15 protein-coding genes are annotated in these 13,498 nt (G+C 54.2%); 10 read left to right on the forward strand and 5 right to left on the reverse strand.

What is annotated here, in order from left to right; genetic code table 11:
- Positions 1–697, forward strand: a 697-nt coding sequence (locus tag AQ12_RS07315; RefSeq protein WP_048439237.1) for a type ISP restriction/modification enzyme, incomplete at its 5' end; no start/stop codon positions are given.
- A gap of 194 nt (positions 698–891) precedes the next feature.
- On the opposite strand, the gene AQ12_RS07320 is transcribed toward AQ12_RS07315, so the two are convergent.
- Positions 892–2,559 (reverse strand): P-loop ATPase, Sll1717 family, encoded by a 1,668-nt coding sequence (locus AQ12_RS07320; protein WP_048439281.1) that lies wholly within the window; start codon positions 2,557–2,559, stop codon positions 892–894.
- Positions 2,560–2,832: 273 nt separating this feature from the next.
- On the opposite strand from AQ12_RS07320, the gene AQ12_RS07325 reads away from it, so the two are divergent.
- The 3 genes from AQ12_RS07325 to AQ12_RS22015 all read left to right on the forward strand — a co-directional run bounded on the left by AQ12_RS07325 (position 2,833) and on the right by AQ12_RS22015 (position 5,350).
- Complete coding sequence (locus tag AQ12_RS07325) at positions 2,833–3,789, forward strand: DUF932 domain-containing protein (protein WP_048439238.1); 957 nt, start codon at positions 2,833–2,835, stop codon at positions 3,787–3,789.
- A gap of 104 nt (positions 3,790–3,893) precedes the next feature.
- On the forward strand, positions 3,894–4,529 hold the full coding sequence (locus AQ12_RS07330) for a DUF1071 domain-containing protein (protein WP_053076606.1): 636 nt from the start codon (positions 3,894–3,896) through the stop codon (positions 4,527–4,529).
- Positions 4,526–5,350 carry a lambda-exonuclease family protein gene (locus tag AQ12_RS22015; RefSeq protein WP_053076607.1) on the forward strand — a complete coding sequence of 275 codons (825 nt, stop codon included), beginning with the start codon at positions 4,526–4,528 and terminating at the stop codon, positions 5,348–5,350. Before AQ12_RS07330 ends, AQ12_RS22015 begins: the two co-directional genes overlap by 4 nt.
- Positions 5,351–5,477: 127 nt before the next feature.
- Here the strand turns inward: AQ12_RS22015 and AQ12_RS07340 are convergent, their stop codons facing one another.
- Together AQ12_RS07340 and AQ12_RS22020 are read right to left on the reverse strand one after the other, a co-directional pair.
- Entirely contained in the window at positions 5,478–6,155 is a 678-nt protein-coding gene (locus AQ12_RS07340) for a hypothetical protein (protein ID WP_048439239.1), read from the reverse strand.
- Between the two features lie 38 nt (positions 6,156–6,193).
- Positions 6,194–6,883, reverse strand: coding sequence for an HNH endonuclease signature motif containing protein (locus tag AQ12_RS22020; protein WP_238587674.1), 690 nt, complete (start codon positions 6,881–6,883; stop codon positions 6,194–6,196).
- Between the two features lie 256 nt (positions 6,884–7,139).
- Between AQ12_RS22020 and AQ12_RS23520 the strand changes: the two genes are divergently transcribed.
- The 6 genes from AQ12_RS23520 (at position 7,140) to AQ12_RS07375 (ending at position 12,133) form a co-directional block, all read left to right on the forward strand.
- Complete coding sequence (locus AQ12_RS23520; RefSeq protein ID WP_369798999.1) at positions 7,140–7,736, forward strand: DUF4124 domain-containing protein; 597 nt, start codon at positions 7,140–7,142, stop codon at positions 7,734–7,736.
- 31 nt (positions 7,737–7,767) lie between these two features.
- On the forward strand, positions 7,768–8,082 hold the full coding sequence (locus AQ12_RS22430; protein WP_082151455.1) for a hypothetical protein: 315 nt from the start codon (positions 7,768–7,770) through the stop codon (positions 8,080–8,082).
- Positions 8,069–8,974: a restriction endonuclease gene (locus AQ12_RS07355; RefSeq protein ID WP_048439241.1), complete on the forward strand. Its 906-nt coding sequence runs from the start codon at positions 8,069–8,071 to the stop codon at positions 8,972–8,974. The genes AQ12_RS22430 and AQ12_RS07355 overlap by 14 nt, the downstream gene beginning before the upstream one ends.
- Before the next feature lie 414 nt (positions 8,975–9,388).
- Entirely contained in the window at positions 9,389–10,066 is a 678-nt protein-coding gene (locus AQ12_RS07365; protein ID WP_048439242.1) for a hypothetical protein, read from the forward strand.
- 104 nt (positions 10,067–10,170) lie between these two features.
- Positions 10,171–11,112: a J domain-containing protein gene (locus tag AQ12_RS22025; protein WP_053076610.1), complete on the forward strand. Its 942-nt coding sequence runs from the start codon at positions 10,171–10,173 to the stop codon at positions 11,110–11,112.
- 169 nt (positions 11,113–11,281) lie between these two features.
- Positions 11,282–12,133: an SHOCT domain-containing protein gene (locus AQ12_RS07375; protein ID WP_048439243.1), complete on the forward strand. Its 852-nt coding sequence runs from the start codon at positions 11,282–11,284 to the stop codon at positions 12,131–12,133.
- Positions 12,134–12,150: 17 nt separating this feature from the next.
- Here AQ12_RS07375 and AQ12_RS07380 read toward each other — a convergent pair whose 3' ends face one another.
- On the reverse strand, positions 12,151–12,633 hold the full coding sequence (locus AQ12_RS07380; RefSeq protein WP_193387968.1) for a hypothetical protein: 483 nt from the start codon (positions 12,631–12,633) through the stop codon (positions 12,151–12,153).
- Positions 12,634–12,752: 119 nt separating this feature from the next.
- Complete coding sequence (locus AQ12_RS07385) at positions 12,753–13,481, reverse strand: S1/P1 nuclease (protein ID WP_202967492.1); 729 nt, start codon at positions 13,479–13,481, stop codon at positions 12,753–12,755.
- Positions 13,482–13,498 lie beyond the last annotated feature (17 nt).

Consider the following 13,498-nt stretch of genomic DNA (forward strand, 5'->3'; position numbering starts at 1 on the left):
CTCAATCCTCTCAGAGAATGGAGCCTCCTCAAATACCGGGGCGGTTCAGTCCCACTTCCAATCAGCCTACTGCGATGACGACCTGAGCAAACAAGATGTCTTTTACTATGTCTACGGCATTCTTCACTCTCAGGAATACCGGGATCGTTACGCGGATAACCTGGTCAAGGAACTGCCCCGAATCCCTCGTGTCAAGCTCGCTGTTCACTTCTGGAACTTTTGTGCGGCAGGTCGAAAGCTCGCTGACCTCCATCTGAATTACGAAACAGTGGAACCATACCCCGTAGCCGACAACACAGGCGGCATGACCCTCTCCAATGCTGACTACCGAGTCACCAGGATGAAGTACGGCAAGAAGGGCAAGGAAAAAGACCTGACCACGCTCCACTACAACGACAAGATCACCTTGACCGGCATCCCATTGGAAGCCTACGAGTACGTGGTCAACGGTAAGCCCGCTTTAGACTGGGTCGTAGAACGTCAGTGCGTGAAGACTGACAAGGACAGCGGCATCGTCAACGACGCCAACGACTGGGCCATCGAGACGATGAACAATCCTCGCTACCCATTGGAGCTGTTCCAGCGAGTGATCACGGTGAGCCTGGAGACGATGAAGATCGTGAAGTCACTTCCGCCTTTGGAGATCATGGAGGGAGAGGCGGTTGATCTCCAAGCCAACACGTCTCCTGTTCACTGAGCACTCGAAAGCACAGGTCCGATGAAAATTCAGTCCGCAGTCCAGACCCGCAAGCTACTTCGACCTGCCTATTACGGGGAATGCCGGATTGTCGAGCCGCATACCTACGTCGACAACCTCTGCAGGGGTCATGCCTAATTTGGCCTCGCCTAGCCAGCGGCTCCAGCAGGTAATTGCATGAAAGAACTACTAAGTCAGTGCCTTTTCTTGCCTGATCCTGGCTGAATCCCAAGGGCTCGCCACAGTGTCTGGTGGATCTCGAGCGAAGTCTTAGAAGAAAGAGAAGCTGGGGCTGGGCGATATTCGGAGAAAAACGACCAGTAAAAGGGTGATTGGTTGTCGGGCTTCACACCAACAGCTCCTACGACGTACAAAGCGTCAATGAGCGCAGCTAAAAGATCCTCAAAAGGTCGCCGACCATCTAAGTAGACCTCTTTCGCAACAACTGCGACGGGGTCAGAAAATTGCATGTCATTCAGGAGCGAGTTGAGGCACCAAGTCTCCACGCTGCCTTGACTAAGATCTCCTAGTGCCATCGACGCATGGCGGCCCTCTAAGAGTTCCAGATATTTTCGAAGCTTTGGATACACGCCAGACCACTCTTCAGTAAGCGAAATCAGACGCTTTTGCGAAAATGCCGCTTCGGCATCTGAGACGATTTGGACAGTAATCTGCTGTCGCTCCGCAGCCCTGAAAATGCACTCATTCGCAAAAAGAATGGCATCACGAGGTCGAAGCTGTGTGTGAGCGCAAAGATAGTCTGTCATCTTCTCCTGATGAATCTTTGGCGGAAACAATTCGCCGATCCCGAGACTGTGAGACGTATACCTTCTGCGGACGAGGGTTCCCAACCGCCGGTCTACTACTTCAACGATTTGCGGCTTGTCCCACTTCAAATTCAAGTACAAGGGCTCGTATTTCTCCGACTGGAAACCCGAATCCTTGGTTGCCTCCAAGACCCGTTGAAGGAGGTCTAATCGGAGAGCAACGATTACCTTGACTTGACGAACGACCTTGAACGCTTTGCAGGTCTCTATGAGAGCTCGAACGAGCTTCAACTTTAGGACGTCATCTACCCAACGCGTGTCCAAGTCATCGATGACAACATAGTGAGCGTCGTGGTCGTCGTTAAAAATATCATCAGCCAGCAAACGCAAGACGTTGTTTAAAGATGCAATTTGAACTTGGTTCACAGCACGGGCACCACGCACAACCACCTCAGCCTTCTCTTCTTCAGTCAGTTTTTCCGATGCTCCAGCTTCTAGCTTTGCAGCAGCAGCACTTCCAGAAATCGAAGCCTTCAGATCGGATTCGATCTTTGTGGTTACTTCCTTTATTCGGTTTTCAGTTTCGTTCCAGAAGCTGGACCCCCACTGTTGCAGGTATTGAACGGCCTGTTCTTTTGCTCGATCTCGAGTCAGGAATGAGGCAATACGATCCAAAAATGACCGCTGAGCGGCGTCGTTGATGATCTTGTATTTGTAGCGTACGAGTTCAACTGCTAGAACGTGCTTCCATAGGAGCTGATAGAAGACATCGAGATTCGCACCGGCATTCTCGAAGAAGCGCAAGACTTCAGAATTGGAAAGGTACCCGAGGGAAAGGTCCGAAGGCTTAAGCTGCACAACATGCTCTTCGCGGTCCGACAGCATCCGCAGCAGCGCACTTTTACCAGCGCCGGTGCGACCCACCAAAATTCTCTTGTTGTCCTTAATATTCTGGAGAACTTCAAGATCACCGGTGTCTACGAAACACTGTCCCAAGAAAGATTCGTCGGACTCTGCATCAGCGCTCCCGATCACATCGTTCTTCTTGAATCTGAATACCGCACCTGCTGGCGCAGCCTGCTCCTTTTCAGCCATCGATTCCTCCTCCTTTCTCCAATTATGAACTTGCTTTTGGGTATAAGAAGAGTACAACAACCAAGGAGCCTTTTCATGCCTCACATCCTGCTGGAGGCGTTGAAAGCTGTCGCTGTGGCCGTGGCGATGTTCGTAATCGATCATCTCTCAAAAGCCAAGCTACCGGCTGACGACAAGACCAGCACATAGCCCCTCACCTAGCCTTCGAGCTAGACCTCAACCCCAAGCCCCTTTCGGAGATCCGTCTGGGGCTTTTTCCATTTGGAGATTCACATGGCACATGAAGTGCAAACAATGGCTTACGTCAACGCGACACCCTGGCACGGGTTGGGCAATAACCTCCCTTCAGGTCCGGGTCAGAGCATCGAAACCTGGCAACAAGCTGCAGGAATGAACTGGGACATCATCGAGACGCCAGTGATGTTCGCAACGCCTTCCGAAGGTGGCGTCACGTTCAGGACCAACCCAGACAGCAAGGTCCTGTTCCGCTCGGACTCCATGGCCGCCCTTTCGGTCGTCAGCAACCGCTATCAGGTCGTTCAGCCGCAACAGGTCCTGGAGTTCTACCGGGATCTGGTAGCCGCCGGGGGATTCGAGCTGGAAACAGCGGGAGTGCTCAAGGGAGGCAGAAAGCTTTGGGCATTGGCCAAAACCAATCAGTCCACGAGCCTCAAAGGCGGTGACCAGGTCAAGGCCTACCTTCTCCTGGCTACAAGTTGCGACGGGACGCTGGCCACCTCGGCGTTCTTCACGAGCGTTCGCGTCGTTTGCAACAACACCCTGCAGCTGTCCTTACGTGGGGGAGAAGGCGTAATCAAAGTCCCTCACTCGACGGTCTTCGATCCGACCTCGGTCAAGCACCAGCTTGGCTTGGGCCTCTCGTCCTGGGATCAGTTTCAACGCTCCATCAAGAAGCTGGCAGCAAGACCAGTTTCCGAAGCTGAAGCGAAGGCGTACCTGGTTGATGTACTGGGTGACCCAAGCAACCCGTTCGAACTGCAGCCCAAACCCGTCAAGACGGCCTTAGAGCTCTTCTCAGGCGGTGGGATAGGCGCAGGCATGTCTTCTGCCAAGGGGACCGCTTGGGGCCTTCTCAACGCTGTTACGGAGCTCACCGACCACAGGCGTGCAGCGAAGTCTCCCGACACGAGACTCGACTCCGCCTGGTTTGGAATTGGATCGCAGATGAAGGCAAAAGCATTTGAAGAGGCGATGAAGCTCACAGCCTGAGCATCGCCAACCGCTGTCTGAGGACAGCAACTCGATGAGCCCCGGCAGGCAATGGACCTGCTGGGGCTTTGCCGTTTTCGGAACCATTCAAAAGGAAAGAAATCATGGAAAAAGTGGAACAAAGCGCATTCGCTCGACTGAATGCGGTGAACGTCTCAGGGCATTTGGAAATGAAAGGACAGTTCTCGTATCTGTCGTGGCCGTTCGCCGTGGCGGAACTTAGAAAGGTCGAGCCGTCGGCGTCCTGGGAGGTCAGACGTTTCCACGACGGGGAATTGCCGTATCTGCAAACGGACCTGGGATTCTTCGTCGAAGTGGCGGTGACGGTAGGCGGCGTGACGCTGTCTCAGATTCATCCGATCCTGGACACGAAGAACAGACCTATCGTTTGCCCGACTGCATTCGACGTCAACACTTCGATCCAGCGATGCCTGGTCAAAGCAATCGCACTGCATGGACTCGGGCTTTCAGTCTTCGCCGGAGAAGATCTGTCTTTGGTTGAGGAGCAGCCGGTGAGCCCCCCACCCAGGCCCGCTGCAGCCAAGAGAGCGACCCAGCTCAAACAGGTGGGCACATGCCTCTCGGTGGAACAGCAGAACCGGGTCAAGAAGCTGGTGGAGCAAACCAAAGCGGACATGGCTCGACTCCTGGATTACTACAACGTCGAGAGCTTGGCCGACATCCGGGCCAACCAATTCGACCGGGTCGTTCGAAGCCTGGAACACCGGAGAGCAGCATGAAGATCATCAGACTTCTTCAAGGGTCAGATGACTGGCACCGGCATCGGATCCTCTATCGCAACGCTTCGGAAGCGGCTGCAGTCATGGGTCTGTCACCTTGGCAGACGCCGTACCAGCTCTGGGAAATCAAGACCGGAAGACGGGTGCAGGAACAGACGTTCCCGATGCTTCGTGGGATCGAGCTTGAACCCTTAGCCAGACAGGCGTATGAGGCGGAAACCGGGAGGATCATGGAGCCAGCTGTGATGGTCGATGGCGACTACTCGGCGAGCCTCGACGGGATCACGTTCGACCTGGAGCGGATCCTGGAGGTGAAGTGCCCGCTCAAGGGTCGTGAGTCTGAAACTTGGAAGCTTGCAGAGAAGGGGCTTCTGGAGCCGCACTATGAAGTGCAGGTTCAACACCAGCTCATGGTTTCGGGGGCCGGTCATTGCGACTTCTACGTGTTCGATGGCAAGACTGGGGTCACGGTCGAGGTCTCGCCGAGTGAGGAGACTTTCGGATCCATTCGACAGGCGTGGGACGAGTTCTGGAAGTTCGTCGTATCTGACACCCCGCCACCCATCACAGAGCGGGACACGGTCATGCGGGAAGACCTGGCGTGGAGGGAAGCAGCGGAGAGGTACGTACTTGCCAAAGAGTCCGCTGAGAACGCCGTAGAACTGGCGGAGAAGGCCAAGGAACGGCTCGTCACACTGGCAAACCACAACCGGGAGCAGGGATTTGGCGTGGCGGTGTGCCGCTTCTGGAAGGGAAAGGTCAACTCAAAGGAGGAAGTTCGAGTGACGGTCCTGAAGCAGCAGGAGGGAGAGCCATGCTGACCATCTTGTTCTGGATCGTGGTAGGACCCGTGTTGGTGATCGTGGTGTGCGTAGGGTGGTTGTGGCTGCTTGGTGTGCTGGTCAATTCGATCTGTAGGTAACGGGACCGTCCCCGCACGTTTGAGGTTTATATCTGAAAGACCTGGTTCAAGTGACGGAGTCGTGCCTGTGTGGCGGGCATATCAACACTCAAGAACTTCCGCCCCTGCTGTAGCAACAAGCGCAAGTAGTTCGACATCGAGAATACCCAGACCTCGGAAAATGGAGAACCCGCCTTTGTTGCCACCTTGAAGAATGGCTCAAGCTTCCCCGACGGATGAACAGGTGCCCATAGACAGGCAAGGGCACTATGAACCCTAATGTGCGAATGCTTGCGGGCTGGTGTCATCCTTAACAACACCTTCTGAAGCTTTTCACTCCTGAATGCGCCGTTGCCCCAGTACCTCGCCCAGTCCGCAATCTGAAATGCACTTAGCTCCTGAGAACTGCAATCGTGCGCAAGGGAGCCGCCGTTTGGACCATAACCATGGAAGGACCAGGATTTGATCTCGACTTGGAAGTGCTGCGTCCTGTTTGGAAACTGCACTTCGAACCACCCGTCGAGTCGCTGCCCCTTTTTTGTGCCTGGGGTGCAAGGCCCGTCCAACCGATGTGCGATTGTTGCCCCTCTAGACTCGGTGAAGTATTTCGACAGCAAACAGAAGCCAAGCTCCTCGCCTGCGAGAGTCTTCAATGCGTTCGAGTGGTTAGCAGCCAGACGGTCGCAGTCGTAAAAGTGAATCAGCTCTTTTATGTTGATCTGCATTCTCTTGTCCAGGAATATCGTTCAAATAAGCCGAGCACTCAACCGTAGTGATGTTTTCTATGGCAGTTTGGACATACAGCTATAGCGTTGGCAACGGTGTCCTCGCCGCCTTGACTGAGCGGTATGCGATGGTGGACTTCAAGATACGGTGAACCATCGGCTGCCTTGGAGAAGGGAGCCTTCCTCAAGCAGCTCTCGCACTTCCCTTTGGCTCGGGCCAGAGTTTCAGCGACCACGTCCGGGTTCCGGAGGTAGGCGGTCGTTCGGACGAAAACCTTCTGCGCAATCTTGCTTGCCTTCTTGAGGCGTGCTTGTCGCTCCCCACGGGGGTCATGAAGCGACCTAGTAACGGCTGCCTCGAATTGACTGCGGTAGTCCTCTTCTGTGCGTGACGCTAACAAAAGTGCATTGGCGGGCACGTCATACACCAAGTCAGGGGTGAACCAATACCTGCGTGGCTTACCGTAATTGCCCTTGGTGTTTGCGGTCACGCCAAGGCTCAGAAGAAACGCCTGGTAGGCAGTTTCTGCGGCGGCGTCCACAACTGCCTTTGCCCCGAACACGTTGGCCAACGCAATGTTCGTTGCACGACCATCACGTAGCTTCTGATTCTTCACGTGATACTGCACCTCATTAGCAAAATACCCCACAAACTTTGACGGAATGAACTCGACGCCAAGCGGTCCGGGATACGCCACGAAGCATGTCCCTCGTTTCAGCAATTTCACGAAAGTGTCATGTAGCTCGGGGTCCTTGGACTTCCGAGCAGCCTGGAACGTGCGAATGTTCTTCGCCACGTCAGCTCGGGTTCTTACGAGTTGATTCGCTGACTGATTGACCCGCATTTCCACCCTCCTCATTCACATATTGACACACGCAGCTTGAGTGTTGCAACATTGCTCAGTACAAGCAATCGTTCGAATTGCATGGCGTTCAGGCAAGGAGGAGCAGTTGATAGGTCACTTTTACATACTGCTGGTGGCAGTGTTAGCATTTGCTGCGCCTTCACATGCGCAAGTTTCCCGCTGCACCACAGCGGCCGGAAAAGTGGAGTACACGGACGGTCCTTGCGTCAACGGCACCAGCCGACCAGTTCAAGTCAATCAAAACTCCATTCCGTCTTCCGGGCACCGTGAACAGGTGCTGAGGGACGAGAACGAACGCCTACGTAGGCAGCTGGAAGTTAACAAGATTTCGAGCCAGCCCCAGCTGCCTACGGCGGCGAATACCTCGGCACTTGGGCGGACCGAGTCTGACCTCGCTGCGGAGAAAGGCGGGACGATGGAGTGTGCAAGGGCAAAGCGAAACTATGAGGTTGCCACCAGTTCAATCCAGCCGAACCGGAACACCGATGCAGACGAGCTGGCGATGTACAGCGCATGTGGAATCAAGCCCCCAGACAAAACGGTGATCAATGTCACCAATGTGCATCTGGGCCGAGCACCGCCCAATCCAATTACGAACTGCGATTCAGGCGGTTGTTGGGATAGTGCAGGTACTCGGTACAACCGGTCAGGCGGTACCTTGTTTGGTCCGAGAGGAGCTTGTGTTCAAACGGGAACGATGCTCCGCTGCCCGTAGCCGCATCGCCGTCCCGCACCCACCAAAAGCAATGACCAATCCACAAAGAACAATTGAACTGCTCGACGCCCTGAAAGCACTCGGGTTTACGGACGCCGCCTTTGCTCGGCTTCATCACTTCCGGTTGAAGGGCAAGGACGACACGATGGCAGCCCATGCCGCCTACTGTGAAAAGCAAGGCTTCCTGCAACAGGGAGGAACGAACGAGGCTGTCCAGTTGCGGCTGCAGCTCGTGCTGAACGCTTACAGGAGTGGGGGATTTTCCTCGGGTCGGGAGTCTGTGTTTGCGAGTTTGGCAGACGCCGCTTGGAATGAGATTCCCGGAGTCCAAGATGGCAATTCCTGATTTTCAATCGCTGATGCTTCCCGTCCTAAAGGCTTCCGCCAACGGCGAAGTTAAGACGACCGATGTGATTGAGAGCCTTGGCACAGAGCTGGGCCTTTCTGACGACGAACTTTCTGAACTTTTACCGTCCGGGAAACAAACGACTTTCGCCAACCGCGTCAACTGGGCGAAGAGCTACCTTGGAAAGGCGGGATTGATCCTTCTGACGAAGAGAGGCTATTTTCTGGTCAGCGATACGGGCAAGAAGGTACTTGCCTCGCCGCCGCCAAAAATCACGATCAAGTTCTTGGAGGCTTACCCTGAATTTTTGGCCTTTCGAAACACGGGTTCACAGAAGCCAGCACTGATACCGAACGGTTCAGCCAGCCTCAAAGATCTCACGCCAGACGAAGTAATCCGCTCAGCTCACGCAGAGTTAAACGACGCTCTTTCTGCGGAAATGCTGGCAAAGATTGTTTCCTCACCGCCAGCATTTTTTGAGCGGCTCGTCGTGCAATTGCTTGTGGCGATGAATTATGGCGGTACAGCAATTGAGGCCGCAAAGGCTCTCGGTAAAAGTGGCGACGGTGGGGTTGACGGAGTTATTCACCAAGACGCATTAGGGCTCGACCGGGTGTACGTTCAAGCCAAGCGATATACAGACGTCAAGGTCCAAGCATCTGACATTCGAGATTTTTTTGGCTCGCTCGACCGTTTCAAGGCGTCCAAGGGGCTCTTCGTAACTACGACGGGATTTTCGGCAGGTGCTAGGGAGACTGCCGAACTCCTTAGCAAGCGAATAGTCTTGATTGACGGCCAGATGCTCACACACCTGATGATTCGCTATGACATCGGCTGTAGATCCGAAGAAACCATTCAGATAAAGAAATTGGACGAAGAATTCTTTGAGTGACGCTCGAAAGCGGACGTAGGTCTTGGACCGTGTCTACTTCACAACGAACCGCAAGATCATGAACGCTACAAGGTCCTCTTGGAAGATTCTTCCACAGCCGTCTCGTCGGGAGGTTCTCGACTTCCAAAAGGCCTTCAATTCTTCAGAGCTTCGATTCGTCGAACACGGTGTCGTCCCAGTTCAGATGGAAGACAAGTGGTTCATCTACTGTGAGAGAGACTGGGTCTTTTTTCATCGGAGTTGGACAGGAGCGTTGATCTTTGCTCTTCGCTTGGACCCAACGCCTGAGGGAGCCACGGTCGCCGAGTCGTGGGTCAGTCGGGACACTAGTGAATACGCAACCGAAGGACTGGACGCAGACAGGGGACTATTGAACGACGTCATCGAACATGTTTTGCTCGGCCAGCCTTCCCAATGAAACGCATCTTCGTCCCCACCCAGGCAGCCTCGGATTGGAAACGCCTTCTTGCAAAGCCCGACCTGCACTGGAAGCCGGGTCGCAGCGCAATGTCCGCTGCACTGTCTTGGGAAGGTGCAGGTGACAAGCTTCCTCCAGAGATTTCGGCACTTCTCGACGCTTCGCAAGAGCCCCCGATTTCCAACCTCAAACTCCTTGCCGCCATTCCTGAGTGGGAGGTGCCGCTACCTGGCGGAAGTCGCTCGTCGTTCACCGACGTTCTAGCTCTGACCAGGAATGAACAAGGACTGTGTGTGATCGGTGTTGAAGCCAAGGTGAACGAGGATTTCGGCCCCACGCTCACAGAGAAGGGGCTCGAAGCCAGTCCGGGACAAACCCAACGGCTGCACTACCTTAATCAACTTTTAGGTGTGCCCCACTTCGACGGAAAGGTAAGGTATCAACTGCTTCACCGAACAGCCTCAGCGTTGCTCACAGCCAAAGACTTCCATGCTGACGTTGCTGTGATGCTCATTCAGTCCTGGGGAACAAACCCAGAGCTGCGACGGGACTTCGAACGGTTCTGTGAAGCACTGGGAGCGGAGGAGTTGCCTGGAGGGCTTAAGGTTGTGAGGCGGTTTCAGAGGCCAAGGCTATATCTGGGGTGGTGCGATGGGGAAGTGGTCGGTGGTTAAATTCGCTGAGAAATTTGAGGTCAAATGGGTACCGTTACCGATAGGAAATGGTTCGACTAATCCCCTAGCGCAATGAAAGTTCCCAATTACCGAGGGTATCCGGTGTGAAAGAACAAGCAGACTTCTACTCCATCCTCGGCGTCCTTCCGGACGCGGAAGCAGTGGTGATCGTTGCGGCTTATCGTGCATTGGCATCCCGGTATCACCCTGATCGCTGGCAAGGTCCTGCGGAGGTGGCACACGCAAGAATGGCTGATATCAACCGGGCCTACGAAACCCTAGGCAACCCGGAAAGTCGTCAAGCCTACGACAAGCAACGGACAAATGCGCACCCAGATTTTGACGATGCTTCGGACGAAGCCTCAAAGGCATTTGATGAGGCGTTGCAAGCAGTCGAGCAGCGTTGGGATCTCGCTGCCGGTGTATTGCCAAATCTGCAGGCTATTCGGACCCGCTTGGAAAGAACATCGCATCAGTTGGCTTTTGCATTCGTCACTGTACTTTTGGAGACGAAGAGATTTAGAGACGCCGACGTTCTGGCGTCGTCTATGGAGATGAGCTTTCTACAACGGCATTTCGGAACCGACGAGAAGATCATCGCTTTCGCCCAGGAACTCATCTCTCTTGGCATGCGAGATGCAATTCGTGCGCTCAACAGGCTTGTGGATGTGCTTGGATCGGAGATAGCTCCCCACCTTGTCATGAACAAGATATCCAAAGAATTCGCGGTCGAAAAGTTTCGCCAGGACCGCAAGAATGCGGAGGCAGCCGAAGCGTCTCAACGCGAAAAACAGGCAAAAGCTCAACGTGAAACACGGAATCGCTCTGATCGGATCGCTATGTTGCGGGAGCGGCTGGAATCGCAGCCATACGTCAGCTTGGCCAAGGAGTTAGCCGAACTCCTAGGATTTTCAGTTTCGGTCACCGAAAAAGGCTGGCTACGCGGATCTGAATTTGAACTAAGCCGTCAAGGTCAAGTGGCACACCGCTTTACGTCCGAGAATGCGTTTGTCGAATGGGCACGGCAAAACCTCTTTCGAGACTAGTGACGAGGAAGCATGCTGAGGCTTCAAGACCTCGAATCAAAAAATAAGGGGGGTTCTGGTAATGTTGGACGGTACCGCACTTGCGCAAGGTTGAAATCTTCTTCGGTATTGAGCTTTTATGACACACCACCGAAAAAATTCGCTGCTCTGATAGGTCGGAGGATATTAGATGACGACTTCGCTGAAGACATTTGTCGCTCTGCTTGTCGGACTGCCGTTCGCTGCTTTGGCCACGGACTTCGACCGCCTCACGGTGGGTCAGGAACTTGCTGATGATGCGATATCAGTCGGAAATTTTCGGATTCAACTTCCAGCCCCTGGGCGATGGACCGTAGTCTCAAAGCAGGCTGTTCAGGCAGGAAGGGACACGGCGTCTTGGGATCAGCCTGTTCGCCAGACCATCGCTGTCGCACAATCAGCTGGTGGAGAGCTATCTGCGGTTTTCATCTTCACCGCACCGGAGAAGCCGTATGGCAATCGATGGAGTGACGAGCCGTGCGCTGAAGTGAACGATTTCATCGTCAAGGACAAAATGAATTCCACGTTCATGATGCCCGAATGTTTTGCTGTTCAAAGGCACCGCACGGAAGTCTTCAGGAACGCTGCCGCCGGAGGTGCTTTTCCGGACGTCGTCAACTGGGTAGCGAAGTCTCGCCTGACGTGGCCTGACCAGTTTACGCGTGTTTTCTACACCAAGTTCTATAGAGGCGGCTATGTTCGGGCCAATCTTTACTTGGCCGGAACGCACGAATCAATGCCATGGATTGAGTCGTGGGGCCGCCAGCTGGCTTCCTCAATCAGTGCTGGCGTTACGCAACAAACCAAAGTAGCCACTGTATCCCCCATGCCCGGAGTTCTGGTTGCGCCTGACGAAAGGGTTCGTCCAAAGATTCCGTCATCGAGTCAAACGGCAAAGAGTGCTGAGTCAAGGATCCGGGAGCTGAAGTCCCTTTTCGAGAAGGGCTTAATCACAAAGGAAGATTATGAAGGTAAGCGCACCAAAATTCTAGAAGACCTGTAGGTTGACATAGTCCTTGCTTAGAGTTCCTCAACGATCTTCTTGCGCTTTCCCTCGTACTCATCAAATGTGATCAGCCCTCCGTTGTACATTCGCTTCAATTCTTCGAGGCGTGACTGCACCGTACTTGGAGCCACGGGGGATGCCTCGCGTGCAGCACTGGAAAAGCATTTTGACTTGAGTTGAGCAGTTTCGACTGCTTCGACTTCTCCCTTTAACCTGGCAATTTCACCTTCATGGTCTCCTGACAGCTTGCTGAACGGTATACCTATTAGAAATACGCCTACCGCGTCAGAATTCGCCTTGCTCTCCTGCATCCGCGAAACGCGGTCCAACTCCCTCTTAGAGGCCGATATTTTGAGGGAGAGAGAGTCACAATCCTCGCTGATGAAACGCTCGTGCGAAACGAAGGATGCTCGAATCGAATCGGGGCGGTTTGCACAACCGCAAAGTAGGACTAGCACTCCAACGAGCAGTGTCGCTCTGTGCATTGGCTTCTCCATGTCATCTTGGAACTGGAACACATCGGAACGGATAGCAAAGTCACCGTCGAGGATTAGGCGGTTACGACGCTGACCAACGCGGCAAGAGCGAAAGTAATGAAGTCCCGCAACACAATAGCCTATCTCCGTGCCGCATTCAAGATACCGCTCAACCTAGCCCCAGCCAAGACCAACCTGGCTCTCAACGTCGCTCTTGCCCACTCGACGTACTCCGGGCTCATCTTCCTGGCTGGATAGAAGCCTTCACTGCTGGCGATTCGACACGACTCTTCTGCGATTCGGTCTGGGTCTAGTTCGGTGGCTTCAGAAGGGGTCGGCAAGGCCCCCAGAAGGCTCACCAAGGCCTCAACTTCGAGACCTTCACCTCGGAGCAGTCCAGTGTCCCAGACAGCGTGCAGGTTCGTTCCACGACCCATGAATTGAACTTGGTACATGTTCCCTCCCCTGTCGTCGGCGAAGCCAGCGTGAAGGGGCTGATGGAGATCGGCTACGAGATGAATAACGTACTTCAAGGCGATTAGCTTGGCCTGGTCTGGGGCTGATGCGGAATTCAAGACCTTGAGCTGTGTGTTCACTGCTTCCACCAGGCAACGACCTTCGGGGCAGTCACGTTCTTTGACGTAGTGACAGTCCGCTTCTCTGGGGAAATTGACGTAGTGCCACGGTGCAGTGTGACGGTTCTTCGTGTCGTCGGCCCAGGTCGAGATCGAAGCCAACGAAGAGCCCGGCTCAAGGGCAAGCAGGCGGTCGATCTTGGCTTTGGTCTGGGGTGTGAGCTGGGAGACGGCGAGTCGGGCGACAACTTGGTGGCCCTCGTTGCCGAAGGCATGAACGACGGTGCAGATCAAGCCAGATGCCACACCGG

The sequence above is a fragment of the Caenimonas sp. SL110 genome (genome assembly GCF_001044395.1).
In the GTDB taxonomy this organism is placed as follows: domain Bacteria; phylum Pseudomonadota; class Gammaproteobacteria; order Burkholderiales; family Burkholderiaceae_C; genus Ramlibacter.

What these genes read in the sequence shown, in the direction of transcription:
- AQ12_RS07320 (WP_048439281.1), bottom strand. Translation starts at nt 2,559, where the DNA reads ATGGCTGAAAAGGAGCAGGCTGCGCCAGCAGGTGCGGTATTCAGATTC.
- AQ12_RS07325 (WP_048439238.1), top strand. Translation starts at nt 2,833, where the DNA reads ATGGCACATGAAGTGCAAACAATGGCTTACGTCAACGCGACACCCTGG.
- AQ12_RS07330 (WP_053076606.1), top strand. Translation starts at nt 3,894, where the DNA reads ATGGAAAAAGTGGAACAAAGCGCATTCGCTCGACTGAATGCGGTGAAC.
- AQ12_RS22015 (WP_053076607.1), top strand. Translation starts at nt 4,526, where the DNA reads ATGAAGATCATCAGACTTCTTCAAGGGTCAGATGACTGGCACCGGCAT.
- AQ12_RS07340 (WP_048439239.1), bottom strand. Translation starts at nt 6,155, where the DNA reads ATGCAGATCAACATAAAAGAGCTGATTCACTTTTACGACTGCGACCGT.
- AQ12_RS22430 (WP_082151455.1), top strand. Translation starts at nt 7,768, where the DNA reads ATGACCAATCCACAAAGAACAATTGAACTGCTCGACGCCCTGAAAGCA.
- AQ12_RS07355 (WP_048439241.1), top strand. Translation starts at nt 8,069, where the DNA reads ATGGCAATTCCTGATTTTCAATCGCTGATGCTTCCCGTCCTAAAGGCT.
- AQ12_RS07365 (WP_048439242.1), top strand. Translation starts at nt 9,389, where the DNA reads ATGAAACGCATCTTCGTCCCCACCCAGGCAGCCTCGGATTGGAAACGC.
- AQ12_RS07375 (WP_048439243.1), top strand. Translation starts at nt 11,282, where the DNA reads ATGACGACTTCGCTGAAGACATTTGTCGCTCTGCTTGTCGGACTGCCG.
- AQ12_RS07380 (WP_193387968.1), bottom strand. Translation starts at nt 12,633, where the DNA reads ATGGAGAAGCCAATGCACAGAGCGACACTGCTCGTTGGAGTGCTAGTC.